We start from the raw sequence: 15,920 nt of genomic DNA, 5'->3' as shown, positions 1-15,920 counted from the left end.
TAGGCAGAAAATCCGACTACGATGGTTTGTTCAAATCCCTTTGAAGGATTTCAACCATGACCTTTGTGTTGGCCCAATGGCTGGTGACGGTGTTCGCGGCAATCGGCCTGATGCACGTGTATTGGGCGTTGGGTGGGCAATGGGCGGCTGCGGCGGTGGTGCCGCAAGTGCCGGTGTCTGGCTTCGTCGCCACAGTGCGCCCGGCGTTCAAGCCTTCAGGCTGGCTGACTTTGTTGGTCGCGGTTGCGCTGCTGGTGATCGCGGTGCTGGTTTGTATGCGGGTCGGCTGGGGCATGCCGGCGGTTCAGCACAAGACGCTGCAATGGGTGATCAGCGCGATCGCGTTGCTGATGTTTGCTCGGGCGATCGGTGATTCGAATCTGGTCGGGTTCTTTAAGGAAGTGAAGGATTCGCGATTTGCGCGGCTGGATACCTGGGTGTATTCGCCGTTGTGTGCGCTGCTGGGGGCGGGGTTGTTGGCAGTAGCGTGGGTTTGAGCCGATCCGGAATTGGCGATGCCCCGACTGGCCTGTTCGCGAGCAGGCTCGCTCCCACAATGGAGGGCGCGTTCCTACTGTAGCGATGGCGCCATCACAGGCGCCGAAAAATCATCAGTTACCACTTTCAGTCTGACGACTGCTCACCTCAGCCGGCACATCATCCCCAGCCATGCGCTTGCGGAACAACGCCGCCCGCGCCAGCAGCAGCGTGGTTACCGGTACGGTGATCGCCAACAGAACCGGAATCAGCCAGGCATGCACCACCGGCCCGGACTTCAGTGCTGAAAAGCAGATGATCGATGCCAGCGCCACGCACCAGGCCCCGATCGTCGAGGCCAGCGCCGGCGGATGCATGCGCTGGAAGTAGTCCTTCATGCGCAGCAATCCGGTTGCGCCCAGCAGCGTAAATACACCGCTGAGCACCAGCAGGGCCGCCACTGGAATCTCGACCCATAAAGACAATTCGGCATTCATTCGATCACCTCGCCACGCAGCAGGAATTTCGCCAGCGCAAACGAGCCGACGAAACCGAACAGCGCGATCAGCAGCGCCGCTTCGAAGTAGGTATCACTGGCATAACGAATACCCAGGGTCAGCATCATCAACATGGCGACTATGTACAGGTAATCCAGCGCCAGTACCCGATCCTGAGCAGAAGGGCCTTTGAACAGGCGCACCAGGGTCAGTGCCATTGCTACGCAGTACAGAAACAGCGTCAACAGAATCGCATTCGACAGCAATGGGCTCATTCGAAAATCTCCATCAACGGTCGCTCGTAAGTGCTTTTGAAGTGCTCGATGAACTGCGCTTCGTCGTGCAGATCCCAGACATGCAGTAGCAAAACACTGCGGTCCAGCGCCAGCTCCGACCATACGGTGCCGGGCACCACAGTGCAGATCATCGCCAATGCAGCCAAACCATGAGCATCGCGCAAATCGAGCGGCACCTTGATAAAGCATGAGTTGGGTGGACGACGCCCGGCGTTGAGTACGCCCCAGGCGACGATGAGGTTGGACATGATCACGTCACGGCCCACCAGGAAGAACAGACGCACAATGGCCATAGGGTTGCGGATGCGCGCTCGTTTTGGTCGCAGCTTGCGCATCATCAGCGGCGCGGCGAAACCCAGCGCGGCGCCGAGCAACAGATTGCCCGGGCTGACCGACAGGTTGAGTGTCAGCCACAGAATCCACAGGGCCAGCGATAACCACGGAGCCGGAAACAGTCGCTTCATGGCTGCACCTCAAGCATGTCGGCTCTCGCCTGAGGGCTCGGCACGGCGCGAGTGCCAAGCACGGCCAGCACATATTGCTGCGGATTGTTCAGCGCGTCGGCCGTAGCCTGGGTGTAGCGCAGCAGCGGTTCAGCCTTGAATGTCAGGGCGATGCTCAGGCCGAGCAGCAGGAAAATTGGCGCGCATTCGAGTTTGCGCAGCAATGGCGAGGGGCGCTCCTCCGGCGTCCAGAAGCGCTGAATGCCCAGGCGCGAGAAGGCCATCAGCGAGGCCAGACCGGTCAGGATCAACAGCGCCAGCAATCCCCAGGCGCCGGGAGACAGTGGCGCCTCGGTGCCAAGTCCCAGGGGGTTGAGCAAAGCGCCGATCAGGCTGAGCTTGCCGATGAACCCGGACAGCGGTGGCATGCCGATGATCAACAGCGCGCAGGCAATGAAGCTCAAACCGAGAAACGCCATGGTCCACGGAATGACCTGGCCGACCACGGCTTTTTGTTCGTCGTCGAGGTTGATGCCCTTGGGTGGCTGCAGCGATTCCTGCGGACGCGGCAAGAGTTCGCTTTCGTCTTCCAGCGGGATTTCGTTGGCCGAACGCGAGCGCTCGATCAGTTCGGCGAGCATGAACAATGCGCTCAGCGCCAGGGTCGAGCTGACCAGATAGAACAATGCAGCGCCGATCAGGTTCGGCTGGGCGAAGCCGATCGCCGAGAGCAGGATGCCGGCCGACACCAGAATGCTCAGGCTGGCCATGCGCTCCAGGCGCTGCGCGGCGAGAATCGCCAGCCCTGCGCAAGCCATGGTCGCCATGCCGCCGTAGATCAGCCAGTCGCCGCCAAAAATGCCGAAGCGCCGGCCTGGCCGGAAAACAGCAGGGTCCACAGGCGCAGCAGGGTGTAGACGCCGACCTTGGTCATGATCGCGAACATCGCCGCCACCGGCGCGCTGGCCGAGGAATAGGCCGGCACCAGCCAGAAATTCAGCGGCCACATGCCAGCCTTCGCCAGAAACGCTACCGCGAGAATCCCCGCGCCAGCATGCAGCAGGCCACGATCAGCTTCCGGCACCAGCGGAATCTTCATCGCCAGGTCGGCCATGTTCAGCGTGCCGGTTACCCCGTAGATCAACGCCGCGCCTATGAGAAACAACGACGAGGCCAGCAGGTTGATCGAGATGTAATGCAATCCCGACGACACCCGCGCGCGGCCGGATCCATGCAGCAACAGGCCGTAGGAGGCGGCGAGCAATACTTCGAAGAACACGAACAGGTTGAACAGGTCCGCCGTCAGGAAGGCGCCATACAGGCCCATCAGTTGAATCTGGAACAGGGCGTGAAAGCTCGAGCCGGCGCCGTCCCAGCGGGCCATGGCAAACAGCAACGCGCTGACGCCGATGACGCCGGTCAGTACCAGCATCAGCGCCGAAAGGCGATCGACCACCAGGACGATGCCAAACGGTGCCTGCCAGTTGCCTGGCAGATAAACGCCAATGGAACCGGGCACGCCAGTGGTCTGGGTCCACTGCAGCAACATCACTGAAATGAACAGGCCGAGCAGACTGGAGAACAGGTTGATTTTCGCCTTCAGTGGCCGGTGCTTCTCGCCCAGCATCAGCATGATCGCGGCGGTCAGTAGCGGCAGCAGAATGGGTGCGGCGATCAGGTGAGTCATCGCCATCATTCTTTAGGCTCCCGGCCGTCGACGTGGTCGGTGCCGGTCAAGCCGCGCGAGGCGAGCAATACGACGAGAAACAGCGCGGTCATGGCGAAGCTGATGACGATCGCCGTCAGCACCAGCGCCTGGGGCAGCGGGTCGGTGTAGTGCAGCAGATCCTGGGTCACGCCGTCCTTGATCACTGGCTCTTTGCCGATGAACAGGCTGCCCATGCTGAAAATGAACAAATTGACCGCGTACGACAACAGGCACAGGCCCATGACCACCTGAAAAGTACGCGGGCGCAAGATCAGCCAGACCCCTGACGCGGCGAGAATGCCGATGGCGATTGCGATGACTTCTTCCATCAGACGGCTCCTTTGCTGGCGACGGACTTGGGCAGCGATGCTGTCTTGTGGCCGCGCACCGATTGGTGGGCGAGGGCGGTAAGGATCAGCAGCGTCGACCCGACCACCACGGCGTACACGCCGATGTCGAAGAACAGCGCACTGGCGATATGGATATCGCCAAGCAATGGCACGCTGATGTGCCAGGTGTGGGTGGTCAGGAACGGATAGCCAGCCAGCATCGCACCGAGACCGGTGGCGGTGGCGAACAGCAGGCCGGTACCCATCCAGCGCAATGGCCGCAGGCTCATTTGCGCCTCGACCCACTGCGTGCCGGCAACCATATATTGCAGAATGAACGCGACCGACATCACCAGCCCGGCGACAAAACCGCCGCCCGGCTGATTGTGCCCGCGCATGAACAGGTAAAACGACACCACCAGCGCGACAGGCAGCAGCAGGCGCACCAGCACCGCCGGCACCATCATGAAACCGAGCGCGGTGTCGCTGGCTGAACGTGGGTTGACCAGATCGGTGACCACGTCGGGCGCGAGCAGGCGTTGCTGGGCTGGCAATTGCAGGCTTTCCTTCGGCGGACGGAAGCGGCGCAGCAGGGCGAACACGGTGAGCGCCACGGCGACCAATACGGTAATTTCGCCGAGGGTGTCGAAGCCACGGAAGTCCACCAGCATCACGTTGACCACGTTGCTGCCACCGCCTTCGGGCAGGGCGCGGCTGAGGTAGAACGAGGAAATGTGGTTAGGCGTCTGCCGGGTGAGCATGGCGTAGGACAGCAGCGCCATGCCCGCACCGACCGCAATCGATAGGAGCAAGTCGCGCAGACGACGAATACGCGCCTTGCGCAGGCTGCTCGGCAGCGGCGAGACTTCCTCGATGCGGCGCGGCAACCAGCGCAGGCCGAGCAGGATCAACACCGTGGTTACCACTTCTACCGCCAATTGCGTCAGTGCCAGGTCCGGCGCGGAGAACCAGACGAAGGTCACGCAGGTCATCAGGCCGCAGACACTGACCATGGTCAGGGCAGCGAGACGGTGATACTTCGCCTGCCATGCGGCGCCAAGCGCGCAGGCAATCGCCAGCAGCCACAGCGTGACGAAGACAATCGAACCGGGGATTTTCGGCCGGTCACCCCAGCTCAGGCTGCTGTGCAGCATCGGGATCAGACCGGCGAGAACGGCGGCCGACACCATCAGAAACAGCTGCATCTGCAAGCGCTTGGTGCCCAGGCGCCGCTCGACGCGCCGGGCGATGCGCATCATCACTACCAGACTGCGCTCGAACAGCCGCTTGCCATTGAAGCGGCCCACCAGCGGCGGGTACTTGAAGCGGCCGCGCTTGAACTGCTTGCGCAGCAGCAGATACAGGACGATCCCACCGGACATGGCGATCAGGCTCATGATCATCGGCGCGTTCAGGCCGTGCCAGATGGCGAGGCTGTATTCCGGCAACTCACCGCCGACAACCGGCAGCGCCGCGGCGGCAAGCAATGGCCCGACGATCTGCGCCGGGAAAATCCCCACCAGAAGGCAGGTGAAGACCAGCAACTCGACCGGCGCACGCATCCAGCGGGGCGGCTCGTGCGGCGTATGCGGCAGATCAGTGGCGGTGGGGCCGAAGAAAACATCGACGGTGAAACGCAGAGAGTAAGCAACGCTGAACATGCCGGCGATGGTCGCGACGATCGGCAGACTGGTTTCGACCCACGCGGTGGCGTTGATGAACACGGTTTCGGCGAAGAACATCTCTTTCGACAGGAAGCCGTTGAGCAGCGGCACGCCGGCCATCGAGGCACTGGCGACCATGGCCAGCGTCGCCGTATAGGGAATCAATTTGATCAGACCACTGAGTTTGCGGATGTCCCGGGTGCCGCTTTCATGGTCGATGATGCCGGCGGCCATGAACAGCGAGGCTTTGAATGTGGCGTGATTGAGAATGTGAAAAACCGCCGCGACCGCGGCCAGTGAACTGTTCAGGCCCAAGAGCAAAGTGATCAGACCGAGATGGCTGATGGTCGAATAGGCCAGCAAACCTTTGAGATCGTTCTGGAACATGGCGCAGTACGCGCCGAGCAACAGCGTACAGGCGCCGGCTCCGCTGACGATGTAGAACCACTCTTCGCTGCCGGACAGCGACGGCCACAGCCGTGCCAAAAGGAAAACCCCGGCCTTGACCATGGTCGCCGAGTGCAGATAGGCCGAGACGGGCGTCGGCGCCGCCATTGCGTGGGGCAGCCAGAAGTGAAACGGGAATTGCGCGCTTTTGCTCAGCGCGCCAATCAGGATGAGGGGCAAAAGAACAGGGTAGAGGGCATGTGCGCGAATCAGATCGCCGGCGGCCAGGACCTTGTCGAGGTCGTAGCTGCCGACGACATGGCCGAGAATCATGACCCCCGCCAACAGGCATAAGCCGCCGGCCCCGGTGACCATCAACGCCATATAAGCACCGCGCCGCGCATCGGCTCGGTGGTGCCAGTAGCCGATCAGCAGGAACGAGAAGAGGCTGGTCAGCTCCCAGAAAAACACGATCTGAATCAGGTTGCCAGAGATCACCAGACCGAGCATGGCGCCCATGAACGCCAGAAAAAACGCGAAAAAGCGCGGCACCGGATCGTCCGGCGACATGTAATAACGCGCATATAAAGAGACGAGTGTGCCGATGCCCAGCACCAGCATCGAGAACAGCCAGGCGAAGCCGTCCATGCGCAAAACGAAGTTCAGCCCGAGGCTGGGCAACCACATGAATTCTTCGCGGATCACGCCACCGTGGGCGATTTGTGGGTACAGCATCGCGACCTGGACGGTGCCGATCAAAGCGACCAGCCCCGCCAGCAGGGATTCGGCATTACGCGCATTGTGCGGCAGCACTGCTGCCAGACAGCTGCCAATGAATGGCAGAAGCAGTAGAACTATCAGGGACATAGGCTTCTAATCTGCGGAAGTTTGTGAAGCATCATACGTGCCAGCTCCTGATCACCAAACGCGAGGATGTCTCAGAATCCTACAAAGTAGTCTGGAATTTTGTGTTCGGCGTTGTTTCCGCTTGGCCAGACAACCGCAGAATCCAATTGCAAGGATGAAATTTCACTCAAAGGCGACGTTTGGTTGTCGACCGTTCATCGAGAAAAACTCTTTACCTGTAATTTCTGACAGTAGACGGCCTTTTGTAATGCCGTTGTACTTGAGTTGCACCGAGGTGCATTGAACGGCCAGCCGGACGAGCGCGGGCCATACAAGGTAAAAGGAGAGTTGGAAGATGCATATTCAAACAGAAGGGAAACGTACACTAAAAAAGACCAGTTGGAGCCGCCGCTCTTTTCTGAAGCAGTCGGGACTGTTATTTCCCGGGCAAAAATCAAGAATGGCGCTACGTTCGTGGTTCCTCCTATTTCTCAGGCAAAAGTCGGCGACATTCTCGATATCAATTCCGATACAGAAACAGGGCTCTGGTCGTCCCGTCTGCAACTCAGTGAGTTGCATCTGGGCAAGTCCTTGGAATTCAGAGTCCTGGCGTTTCACTTTGATGACACTGATTGGGCAAATGCATATTACGTGTTGACCCAAGGAGACGCACAGTTTGTCTCTGAAACGAGCAAGTATGAAGTGACGGATTGATCTGGAGTAGTCAGGTCGGTACCTCACTTTGAATTGTGAACGCACCGGCATGGCAGTTTGTACTGGGGCTGGTTTTGTGCCAGGCGTACACTTTCAGTCCCTGCTGACCTCAGCTTCCTGGCCCTGATCCACGTCGGATGACACATCCTTACCCTTGGTCTTCAACTCACTGACAATCACCGCCGCAACAATCAACCCGGCGCCCACCAGTGCAATCGCCGGCAAGCGCTCCCCGGCAATCCGTCCGACAATCCCGGCCCACACCGGTTCACCGGCATAGATCAACGTCGCCCGCGTAGGCGAAACGCTTTTCTGCGCCCAGTTCATCGCTACCTGAATCGCCGCGCTCGCCGCGCCCAGGCCCAGAGCCGTCGCCAGCAATAACCAGGAAAAGTCCGGAATCACTTCACCGGTCGGGACCACCAGCAAGAACGACAACACCGCCGTCACCGCCAGTTGCACCACCGTCACCCGCCGCACATCAACCTGTCCGGCAAATGTGCTGATCAAAATGATCTCGGCCGCAATCGCAACGGCGCTGATCAATGTCGCAATTTCTCCGGGACTGAAATTCAGCGCCGCCCCCGAAGGACCCGACAACAACATCAAACCGGTAAACGCCAGCATGATGCCGATACTTGGCATCAACCCTGGACGCCGTCCCAGCACCAGCCATTGCAGCAGCGGCACAAACGGTACATACAGCGCGGTAATGAACGCCGACTGACTGCTCGGGATGCTCTGCAATCCAACCGTCTGCAAGCCATAACCAAGCATGATCGCCACGCCGATGAATGACCCTGCCTTGACTTCGAACAAAGTCAACTCGCGCAGGTGCCGCCAGGAAAACATCGCCACGATCGCCGCCGCTGCGGCGAAGCGCAAGCCGACGAAAAACATCGGCCCGCTGACCGTCATGGCATGTTGCACAATCAGAAACGTGCCGCCCCAGATCATGGTGATCAGCACCAGCACGCACTCGGCTTTGCTGAAGCGGGAAAAGCGGATTCGGGACGCAGAATTGTTCAGCGACATCATGTCCTTGCGCACTGTAAAGAGAGGCCGCACAATGCCGCCAACGTTGCGCAGTATACTGCCCAATACCACCGAGTGAGCAATATAGTGCACAAAGATTCAACTCAGCGAGCCTCCGTCCTGCAACACGTCAGCCAGAATGTCCGACGTCTGCGCCATGCGGCGGACATGAGCCAGACTGCGCTGGCGGAAAAGTCCGGGGTCAGCCGACGGATGCTGGTGGCGATCGAAGCCGGCGAGAAGAATGTCAGCCTGACCACGCTTGACCGCGTCGCCGAGGCCCTCGACGTGGCCTTCAGCGATCTGATTCAAGCCCACGATGCGCGCGACCCGAGCCGGATCAACGAGGTTGCCTGGGTGGGCACGATCCCGGGCAGCAGAGCCGTGCTTCTGTCCAAAGCGTCTGCGACCCGCGCAGTCGAGCAATGGGAATGGTGCCTGCAACCGGGTGAGGTCTACCCGTCGCAACCGGACGCCGACGGCTGGAGCGAGCAGATTTATGTGTTTGAGGGATGCTTGACGCTGATGCTCGGCGATCAGCCGCAGCACATCCATAAAGGAGAGTTTTTCATGTTCGCCAGCAATCAACCGCATGCCTACCGCAACGATGGCGATGTGGCTGCGCGGTTCGTGCGTAATGTGGTGATCTGAATGGAGCAGCCTGCGGACATCCTGATCATCGGCGGCGGCCTCAGCGGCACGATGCTAGCGGTGCAATTGTTACGTCTGCCTGGGCAGCGGAGCATTGTTATCATCGAGCCGCGTGCTGAACTGGGACGGGGCGAGGCTTACAGCGCCGTCGAGCTGGGCCACACGCTGAACGGCAACGCGGCACGCATGAGCGTCGACCCGGATAATCCTGACGATCTGACGCAGTGGTTGATCGCGCACATAGCTGCTGGCGGCTGGCCGGAGTCAGCTGAGCAGGCTGTGCCAGTCAGTGAGTTGTTCCCGCCTCGCGGTTTGTTCGGCGTCTATGTGCAACAGCGTCTTGCCGAGGCTCGGGCGGTGGGCGTGCGGCAAGGTTCGACCGTTGAACATGTCTGTGCTGAGGTCGTCGACCTGCAAATCGATTCCGGTTCAGTGCGACTCACCTTGAGCGATGGCCGGATTTTGCGTGGATCGCAGGCGGTGCTCGCCACCGGCATGTTTCCTGCGGCCCGCACGCCCCAGACGCAATCCAGTGGCCTCAACGCCTCCGCGCTCGATCCTTGGGATGTGGCTGCGATGCGCGAACTCGACCCGCGATCCACCGTGCTGATCATCGGCTCTGGGCTGACGATGGTCGATGCCGTGGTGTCGCTGGAACAGGCCGGACATCGCGGGCCGATCGAGGTGTTTTCCCGGCACGGGTTGCTGCCGCATGTGCGCCGTCAGCCACCGGTCTGGGAGGATTTTCTGGCAGCAGATCACAGCATTCGCACGCCACGCCAGTTGCTGCGCGAGCTGCGTCGACATTGTCGCGACGCAGTCGCCCAAGGCATCGACTGGCAGGCGCCGCTGGATACGGTTCGCGCGCATATCGCGCGGTTGTGGAGTCAGGCGACTGACGTGCAACGTCGACAATTCGTACGGCATGTACGGCCATGGTGGGAGAGTCATCACCATCGTTCGCCGCCACTGAGCGCCGAGTTGATCGAACGGCTGCACCAAGAAGGGCGCTTGCGCATTCACGCCGCGTCATTCAAGAGGATTGAGCCCGGCGCTGGCGATGCTGTGACCATTAGCATCCGTCCGCGGGGTGAGACTGAAACAGGCGTGGTCAGCGGTGCGACGCTGATCAATTCCAGCGGCATTGAATACGACTGGCGGCGTGTTGCTCGGCCGTTGCCGCAGCAATTGCTGGCGCGGGGACTGGTGCAACCGGGGCCGCTGGCGCTGGGGATCACAGCAAAGGACGGCGCAGTGGTGGATGCCGAAGGGCAGGTGAGCGCTCGGTTGTTCGCCATGGGCCCGCCGTTGCGCGGGATGTGGTGGGAGAGTACGGCAGTGACGGACGTCGCTGCGCAGGCCAAAGCGTTGGCTCGGCGGTTGGTGGATAGCCCGAAAGATTGATGTGTTCTTTCGGGCTTCTTCGCGAGCAGGCTCGCTCCCACAAGGGGATTGAGGTTGTGACTACAATTTGCGCCACACCATAAATCTTGTGGGAGCGAGCTTGCTCGCGAAAGCGTCATCTGATCCAACGTCTCTGTTGAATGAAAGACCGCTATCGCTGGCAAGCCAGCTCCCACATTGGGTTTTTGTGACGGCTTGAGATTATGCGACGACCTGGTAGCACGGCACATACGCCGCGCCACCCGGCAACTTCATCCGGTGCTGGGCGACGAATGCCTTTAGCAGCGCATCAAGCGGCTGCATGATCGCCGCATCACCGCGGATCTGATACGGCCCGTGTTCTTCGATCAGACGAATGCCTTTGTCCTTGACGTTACCGGCGACGATTCCGGAAAACGCCCGACGCAGATTGGCCGCCAGTTCATGCGGTGGCTGGTCGCGGTGCAGTTTCAGGTTGGCCATGTTTTCGTGGGTCGGGTCGAATGGGCGCTGGAAGCCTTCATCGATCTTCAACAGCCAGTTGAAGTGAAACGCGTCGTTACGCTCACGACGGAACTGCTTCACCGCTTTCAGCCCTTGAGTCATCTGCCGCGCCACTTCGGCCGGGTCGTCGATAATGATCTCGTAATGCTGCTTCGCCGCTTCGCCGAGGGTCGCGATGACGAACGCATCCAGCTGTTCCAGATACGGCGCGGCATGCTTCGGTCCGGTGAGGATGACCGGGAAGGGAAGGCCTGCGTTGTCCGGGTGCATGAGGATGCCGAGCAGGTAGAGGAATTCTTCGGCAGTACCGGCGCCGCCCGGAAAAATGATGATGCCGTGGCCAACGCGAACGAAGGCTTCCAGACGCTTTTCGATGTCCGGCAGGATCACCAGCTCATTGACGATCGGGTTAGGCGCTTCGGCAGCGATGATGCCTGGTTCGGTCAGGCCAAGGTAGCGACCGCCATGGATGCGCTGTTTGGCATGGGCGATGGTTGCGCCTTTCATTGGGCCTTTCATTACGCCGGGGCCGCAACCGGTGCAGATGTCGAGGCTGCGCAGACCCAGCTCATGGCCGACTTTCTTGGTGTATTTGTATTCTTCGGTGTTGATCGAGTGACCGCCCCAGCACACCACGATTTTCGGCTCGACGCCCGGGCGCAGGGTGCGCGCGTTGCGCAGCAGATGGAACACGTAGTCGCTGATGCCTTGGGAATTGCTCAGGTCGATGCGTTGGCTGTCGAGTTCGTTCTCGGTGTAGACAATGTCGCGCAGGGCGCTGAAGAGCATCTCGCGGGTGCTGGCGATCATCTCGCCGTCGACGAACGCGTCGGCCGGAGCGTTCAGCAGCTCCAGGCGCACACCGCGATCCTGTTGGTGAATGCGGATTTCGAAGTCCTTGTAGGCTTCGAGGATGGTCTTGGCATTGTCGACATGCGCGCCGGTGTTGAGGATGGCCAGGGCGCACTGGCGGAAGAGGGTGTAGGTGCTGCCGGATCCGGCTTCGCTCAGCTGCTGGACTTCACGTTGAGAAAGGGTTTCCAGACTGCCTTTCGGGCTGACCGAGGCATTGATTACGTGTCGTTGGGTCATGCAGTGATCCTTAAAACGATGCCATCCGCAACGCAGCGGAGGGCATCCGAATAGTGTGTAATCCATGAATGAAGATGGCACGATCTGCGTTATACCGCCATGTCCCCGTTGGACGCTGAAAAGATGAAAAGGAGCCCCAGCATAGCTAAAACCCGGTGCGATGCGATAATGCGCCGGCGAGTTTTTTCCGTTGCGCCTTTTGTCACTCAGGGAAGTCATTTTGATGTTCGAGATTCAGCCGATGGACCCCGCTACCTTTCGTCAGCAGACCCGCCGCAGCACGGTCATCATCGCCATGCTGTTTCTGCTGTTGGCCATGCTGTTTTCGTCTGTCGCGGTGGCAGTGTTCGGAGAGCCCGACGGGGATAATTTGCGCTTCAATGTTGGCGGGGTATTTGTGGCATTTCTGCTGACCGCAGCGCTGTTGCGCGGGCGTTTCTGGCACCAGACCTGGATGGCTCCGGCGGTGTACAGCTGGCGTCTCAAGCGTAGCCTGATGAGCATCACCAATGTCATGCACCAGGTGACAGGGGCGGTGCATAACAATGATCCGACGGCGATGAAGGTGTTGCGTTTCTACCACCTTGGATTGCTGCAGATGCACGAACTGGACGGCAACTCCAGCGATCACGGACAACTGCGTGACGAAGTCGAACAGCACAAGGCGCAAATGCTGACGCAGGGCCTTGATCCAGACCAGCCACGCTTCGATCCGCAGTGGCTGGAAACGTTGAAACCGGCCTCGCGTTAGAACGGAATGCGCCGGGCGCGGCGCAATTTCCACGAGCGCAGCAATCGCGCATAGACGATCAGGTTGATCGCCAGCACCACGCTACCAAGCGCCAATTGAATCTGTGGGGTCAGACCTGCCGGATAGATGATCGGCCAGATGTAATGCTCGATAAAGCCACCGGCGTATTCGGTCTGCCCGGCCGCGTGGCGCATCAGGTTTTCCCAGTAGGTCAATGGACAGGTCAGGTGCAGCACTTCAACCGCCACGCCCCATGCGGCCGCCGGCAAGTGCAGCCACATCAACCGTGGCCAGCGCAGCACCAGCAGCCCGCCGAACAGCACGAACAAGATGAAACACAAGTGAAACAGCACCAGCCCGTCGGCGGCGATTCGGTACAGCATGGTGTCTTCCTGACGTAAGGGTGGATGGCGCTATGGTACGCCGCGCGGGACAAAATTCCTTGGTGAATTCGGGCGCGCAAAAGTGTTCTACCCTTTAACGACAGCAACTGTTCTGAGGTGAGGTGCACATGGCAACCGAGCAAACGCGTGCGGAAGATGATGAGCCAACTGAAGAAGAAATCGAGCGGCAAAAACGGCAGGAAAAAACCTGGAAGCACGATGACAGCCGCGAGCTGTCGGACCGCGACCAGGAGCGGCCTTTGAAGCCTTGAACAACGCCTACGAAAAGCCCCGCATCAGCGGGGCTTTTCGCGTTTCAGAGGTCTTCCAGCTGCGTGAAGTCCGGGTAGGTCGCTCGGTACCCCAACGTTCGATCGATCCACGCATTGAGCTCATTGACCATCACCGGCGGATGGCCGGGATAACCCTCAAGGGTGCTGCGCAAGGTGCGCTCGATGTCGGGCACGCTGTGCAGGTTTCGGGTCTTGATGTAATGGCCGATAAAACAGTCGAGTTCCAGGCGTTCTGTCTTGGACAGATGGACACACTTCAGGCCGCTGACCTGTTTGATTGCAAAATCGTCGCTCACTTATTTCTCTGCAAGGCTTGAAAGTTGTTGATGGATTCCTGATTTCTTTGACTCTTTGGTCAATTGGTATACCAATCGGAAAGGCGGCGCGCATGCTATCCGCAGCGCGGGAAAATGTATGTATGACAGTCGAAATGTCTGACAGGCGGTTGATTCGCTCAAACGGCTGTTTTACGAGGGTGTATCGCGATTGAAACACTTTTTGTAACGCGCGGGATTCAGTGGAGGGCTCGCTTGATTAACGCAGCGATAAAGTAATTATTTAGTCGACCCGTTCTATCAATTGCGCACCTTGATTACGCGTATTACCGACCGCTTTGCCGACCTTGTACCATTCGAAGGCATCACTGTGCTCACCCTCGAACAGCAGCATTTGCTCGGCTCGTTCCACTGGCGTAGCAGGATCAAGCCATTCCCGAGCTCGCGCCGAATCGAAGACCACCGGGCGGCGATCATGAATATCGAGCAGGCCGCCCAGGCTGTCAGCGGTGATGATGACGAAACCGTCATCTTCCCTTGCCGAAACTCCCGGCGCCGGGAACTGGCCGATGCCAGCGCAGAAAACCGGGGTGTGATCCGCCCGACGGATCAACCAGGGCTGTCGGGATTTTCCCCGCTATCAACCCACTCAAACCAATTATCGACCGGCACGATCAGCCGCTGGCGCCAGATTGCCCGGAAGAACGCGCCGTGGGCGACCTTCTCTACCCGAGCGTTGATAGGGGCGGGCGATCCTTCGCCCAATGCGGCCGCCAGCCCCAGCGCAGATCGTCGGCATGGATGGTCTGCTCGTGCTGATGCAGAACCGCCAGCGCAGTGGTGGGCGCTGCGTTGTAGCGATCCAGCGGCGCATCGCCCACGTGATTGACCAACGCATCGGGAATGCTCAACACCGCAACGAAATCATGAATCCCACGGTACTGCGTGAGTCTTCCGCACATGACTGAAATCTCCTCCAGGAAATTTCAGTCTAGTCGCGCCAGCACATCTGTTTCGAAGACGCGCAAATACCGTGCTTAGGTTATGCAAAATTAGAATTTAAAAACAGAAATCAAGAGCGTTATGGTCTATGCAATTCCCTTTGCAGGACTCGCCATGAAGCTGTCTCGTTTCCTACGCCGTGCACTGACCGTAGCCTTGTTCACGGCCCCAGTCGCCCACGCAACAGAGCCTGTGGTTCTGCATGTTGGCGACCAAAATTACTACAACATTCGCGCTTCGATTGAAGCCTCGGGCGTGTTGAAAGACGCACCTTACTCAGTCGACTGGAAACACTTCCAGGCTGCCGCGCCGCTCGCTGAAGCGTTGCAGACCGGCTCGCTGGATCTGGGGTTTCTCGGCGACTCGGGCTTCCTGTTTCTCGCTGCCAAACAGGCACCGGTGAAACTGATTGGCGTGTCGCGGCAGAATCCGGACACCATTGCTCTGTTGGTGCCAAAGGATTCACCGGTAAAGACCATTGCCGATCTCAAAGGTAAGAAGGTCGCGTATTGGCCCGGAGCCTGGAGTCAGCAACTGACCTTGCGCGCGCTGGAGCAGGGCGGCCTGCCGGAAAACTACGTCGACTTGGTCAAGCTGATGCCGATCGACGCGGCCGCCGCTCTCCCGCAAGGCAGTATCGATGCCTTTCCGGTGTGGGAACCGTATATCTCGCAACAGATCGTGTTCTCTGGCGCTCGACCGATTCTGACCGCAAAAACCTGATGCCAGGGCTGAGCGCCATTGCTGCGTCGACGCCTTCCATCGACAGCAAGCGCGCGGCGATTGCCGATTTTCTCGGACGTCTCAAACAGGCGCGCGCCTGGGTTGATAACCACACCGACGAATACGCCGATCTCTGGGCGAAAAAGGCTAACCTCGACCAGCAGGTCTCGCGCCATTGGTTACGCCAAGCGCACATGACCGTCGGGCCGGTGAATCAGCAGGCGGCAGCGGATTTGCAGAGCACGGCGGACTTTCTGTTCAAAGTCAAAGCACTGCCGGCACCGTTGGCCACGGCGGGGATCATCGACACCTCATTTCAACAAGCCTTGACGCACTGAAAACCGGCACCGGAACCAAACCCTGTGTACCTTATCCAACCTGCGCTCGCCGATAGCAGCGCGGGGAGGGTAACGGGCGAGGGAGTTTTGCCATTCGACAACACGACGGCTGCGGCCGGACTCAGGGCA

The 15,920-nt window shown here is 59.7% G+C and carries 15 protein-coding genes and 3 pseudogenes; 7 read left to right on the top strand and 11 right to left on the bottom strand.

Going from position 1 to position 15,920, the window contains the following annotated elements; genetic code table 11:
* Positions 1–56 precede the first annotated feature (56 nt).
* Complete coding sequence (locus LJU32_20480) at positions 57–497, top strand: DUF3995 domain-containing protein (protein WKV87946.1); 441 nt, start codon at positions 57–59, stop codon at positions 495–497.
* A gap of 114 nt (positions 498–611) precedes the next feature.
* Here the strand turns inward: LJU32_20480 and LJU32_20475 are convergent, their stop codons facing one another.
* From LJU32_20475 to LJU32_20450, 6 genes and pseudogenes are all read right to left on the bottom strand, one after another.
* A complete protein-coding gene (locus LJU32_20475) occupies positions 612–974 on the bottom strand; it encodes a Na+/H+ antiporter subunit G (protein WKV87945.1) in 363 nt (120 codons plus the stop codon).
* Complete coding sequence (locus LJU32_20470) at positions 971–1,249, bottom strand: K+/H+ antiporter subunit F (protein WKV87944.1); 279 nt, start codon at positions 1,247–1,249, stop codon at positions 971–973. Before LJU32_20470 ends, LJU32_20475 begins: the two co-directional genes overlap by 4 nt.
* Positions 1,246–1,734, bottom strand: coding sequence for a Na+/H+ antiporter subunit E (locus LJU32_20465; protein WKV87943.1), 489 nt, complete (start codon positions 1,732–1,734; stop codon positions 1,246–1,248). The genes LJU32_20470 and LJU32_20465 overlap by 4 nt, the downstream gene beginning before the upstream one ends.
* Positions 1,731–3,409, bottom strand: a pseudogene (locus LJU32_20460) (monovalent cation/H+ antiporter subunit D). Before LJU32_20460 ends, LJU32_20465 begins: the two are co-directional and overlap by 4 nt.
* Positions 3,406–3,750 (bottom strand): Na+/H+ antiporter subunit C, encoded by a 345-nt coding sequence (locus LJU32_20455; protein WKV87942.1) that lies wholly within the window; start codon positions 3,748–3,750, stop codon positions 3,406–3,408. Before LJU32_20455 ends, LJU32_20460 begins: the two are co-directional and overlap by 4 nt.
* Entirely contained in the window at positions 3,750–6,668 is a 2,919-nt protein-coding gene (locus LJU32_20450; protein ID WKV87941.1) for a monovalent cation/H+ antiporter subunit A, read from the bottom strand. Before LJU32_20450 ends, LJU32_20455 begins: the two co-directional genes overlap by 1 nt.
* A 279-nt stretch (positions 6,669–6,947) precedes the next feature.
* On the opposite strand from LJU32_20450, the gene LJU32_20445 reads away from it, so the two are divergent.
* Positions 6,948–7,361 carry a hypothetical protein gene (locus tag LJU32_20445; protein WKV87940.1) on the top strand — a complete coding sequence of 138 codons (414 nt, stop codon included), beginning with the start codon at positions 6,948–6,950 and terminating at the stop codon, positions 7,359–7,361.
* Positions 7,362–7,454: 93 nt separating this feature from the next.
* On the opposite strand, the gene LJU32_20440 is transcribed toward LJU32_20445, so the two are convergent.
* Complete coding sequence (locus LJU32_20440) at positions 7,455–8,489, bottom strand: DMT family transporter (protein ID WKV87939.1); 1,035 nt, start codon at positions 8,487–8,489, stop codon at positions 7,455–7,457.
* On the opposite strand from LJU32_20440, the gene LJU32_20435 reads away from it, so the two are divergent.
* Positions 8,484–9,047, top strand: a complete 564-nt coding sequence (locus LJU32_20435; GenBank protein WKV87938.1) for an XRE family transcriptional regulator — start codon at positions 8,484–8,486, stop codon at positions 9,045–9,047. The two genes, LJU32_20440 and LJU32_20435, sit on opposite strands and share 6 nt — an antisense overlap.
* Positions 9,048–10,451 carry an FAD/NAD(P)-binding protein gene (locus tag LJU32_20430; GenBank protein WKV87937.1) on the top strand — a complete coding sequence of 468 codons (1,404 nt, stop codon included), beginning with the start codon at positions 9,048–9,050 and terminating at the stop codon, positions 10,449–10,451.
* A 201-nt stretch (positions 10,452–10,652) separates the two neighbouring features.
* Here the strand turns inward: LJU32_20430 and ppnN are convergent, their stop codons facing one another.
* Positions 10,653–12,026, bottom strand: coding sequence for a nucleotide 5'-monophosphate nucleosidase PpnN (gene ppnN / locus LJU32_20425; protein WKV87936.1), 1,374 nt, complete (start codon positions 12,024–12,026; stop codon positions 10,653–10,655).
* 223 nt (positions 12,027–12,249) lie between these two features.
* On the opposite strand from ppnN, the gene LJU32_20420 reads away from it, so the two are divergent.
* Positions 12,250–12,777: a DUF3087 domain-containing protein gene (locus tag LJU32_20420; GenBank protein ID WKV87935.1), complete on the top strand. Its 528-nt coding sequence runs from the start codon at positions 12,250–12,252 to the stop codon at positions 12,775–12,777.
* Here the strand turns inward: LJU32_20420 and LJU32_20415 are convergent.
* Complete coding sequence (locus tag LJU32_20415) at positions 12,774–13,160, bottom strand: DUF2784 domain-containing protein (GenBank protein WKV87934.1); 387 nt, start codon at positions 13,158–13,160, stop codon at positions 12,774–12,776. The genes LJU32_20420 and LJU32_20415 overlap by 4 nt on opposite strands.
* A 128-nt stretch (positions 13,161–13,288) precedes the next feature.
* On the opposite strand from LJU32_20415, the gene LJU32_20410 reads away from it, so the two are divergent.
* A complete protein-coding gene (locus LJU32_20410) occupies positions 13,289–13,432 on the top strand; it encodes a hypothetical protein (protein ID WKV87933.1) in 144 nt (47 codons plus the stop codon).
* 44 nt (positions 13,433–13,476) lie between these two features.
* Here the strand turns inward: LJU32_20410 and LJU32_20405 are convergent, their stop codons facing one another.
* Together LJU32_20405 and LJU32_20400 are read right to left on the bottom strand one after the other, a co-directional pair.
* The gene (locus LJU32_20405) at positions 13,477–13,749 is read right to left on the bottom strand and encodes a hypothetical protein (GenBank protein ID WKV87932.1); all 273 of its coding nucleotides are present in this window, start codon (positions 13,747–13,749) and stop codon (positions 13,477–13,479) included.
* A gap of 262 nt (positions 13,750–14,011) precedes the next feature.
* Positions 14,012–14,690: pseudogene (locus LJU32_20400) on the bottom strand (SOS response-associated peptidase).
* A 154-nt stretch (positions 14,691–14,844) separates the two neighbouring features.
* Between LJU32_20400 and LJU32_20395 the strand changes: the two are divergent.
* Positions 14,845–15,791 (top strand): annotated as a pseudogene (locus LJU32_20395) (ABC transporter substrate-binding protein).
* Positions 15,792–15,920: the final 129 nt, after the last annotated feature.

It is taken from the genome of Pseudomonas sp. B21_DOA (assembly GCA_030544685.1).
GTDB lineage: Bacteria > Pseudomonadota > Gammaproteobacteria > Pseudomonadales > Pseudomonadaceae > Aquipseudomonas > Aquipseudomonas fluorescens_AO.
Note: the sequence above shows the minus strand (reverse complement) of the source record. Positions and strands in the feature narration are given on the sequence as shown.

What these genes read in the sequence shown, in the direction of transcription:
- LJU32_20480 (WKV87946.1), top strand. Translation starts at nt 57, where the DNA reads ATGACCTTTGTGTTGGCCCAATGGCTGGTGACGGTGTTCGCGGCAATC.
- LJU32_20475 (WKV87945.1), bottom strand. Translation starts at nt 974, where the DNA reads ATGAATGCCGAATTGTCTTTATGGGTCGAGATTCCAGTGGCGGCCCTG.
- LJU32_20470 (WKV87944.1), bottom strand. Translation starts at nt 1,249, where the DNA reads ATGAGCCCATTGCTGTCGAATGCGATTCTGTTGACGCTGTTTCTGTAC.
- LJU32_20465 (WKV87943.1), bottom strand. Translation starts at nt 1,734, where the DNA reads ATGAAGCGACTGTTTCCGGCTCCGTGGTTATCGCTGGCCCTGTGGATT.
- LJU32_20455 (WKV87942.1), bottom strand. Translation starts at nt 3,750, where the DNA reads ATGGAAGAAGTCATCGCAATCGCCATCGGCATTCTCGCCGCGTCAGGG.
- LJU32_20450 (WKV87941.1), bottom strand. Translation starts at nt 6,668, where the DNA reads ATGTCCCTGATAGTTCTACTGCTTCTGCCATTCATTGGCAGCTGTCTG.
- LJU32_20430 (WKV87937.1), top strand. Translation starts at nt 9,048, where the DNA reads ATGGAGCAGCCTGCGGACATCCTGATCATCGGCGGCGGCCTCAGCGGC.
- ppnN (WKV87936.1), bottom strand. Translation starts at nt 12,026, where the DNA reads ATGACCCAACGACACGTAATCAATGCCTCGGTCAGCCCGAAAGGCAGT.
- LJU32_20420 (WKV87935.1), top strand. Translation starts at nt 12,250, where the DNA reads ATGTTCGAGATTCAGCCGATGGACCCCGCTACCTTTCGTCAGCAGACC.
- LJU32_20415 (WKV87934.1), bottom strand. Translation starts at nt 13,160, where the DNA reads ATGCTGTACCGAATCGCCGCCGACGGGCTGGTGCTGTTTCACTTGTGT.
- LJU32_20410 (WKV87933.1), top strand. Translation starts at nt 13,289, where the DNA reads ATGGCAACCGAGCAAACGCGTGCGGAAGATGATGAGCCAACTGAAGAA.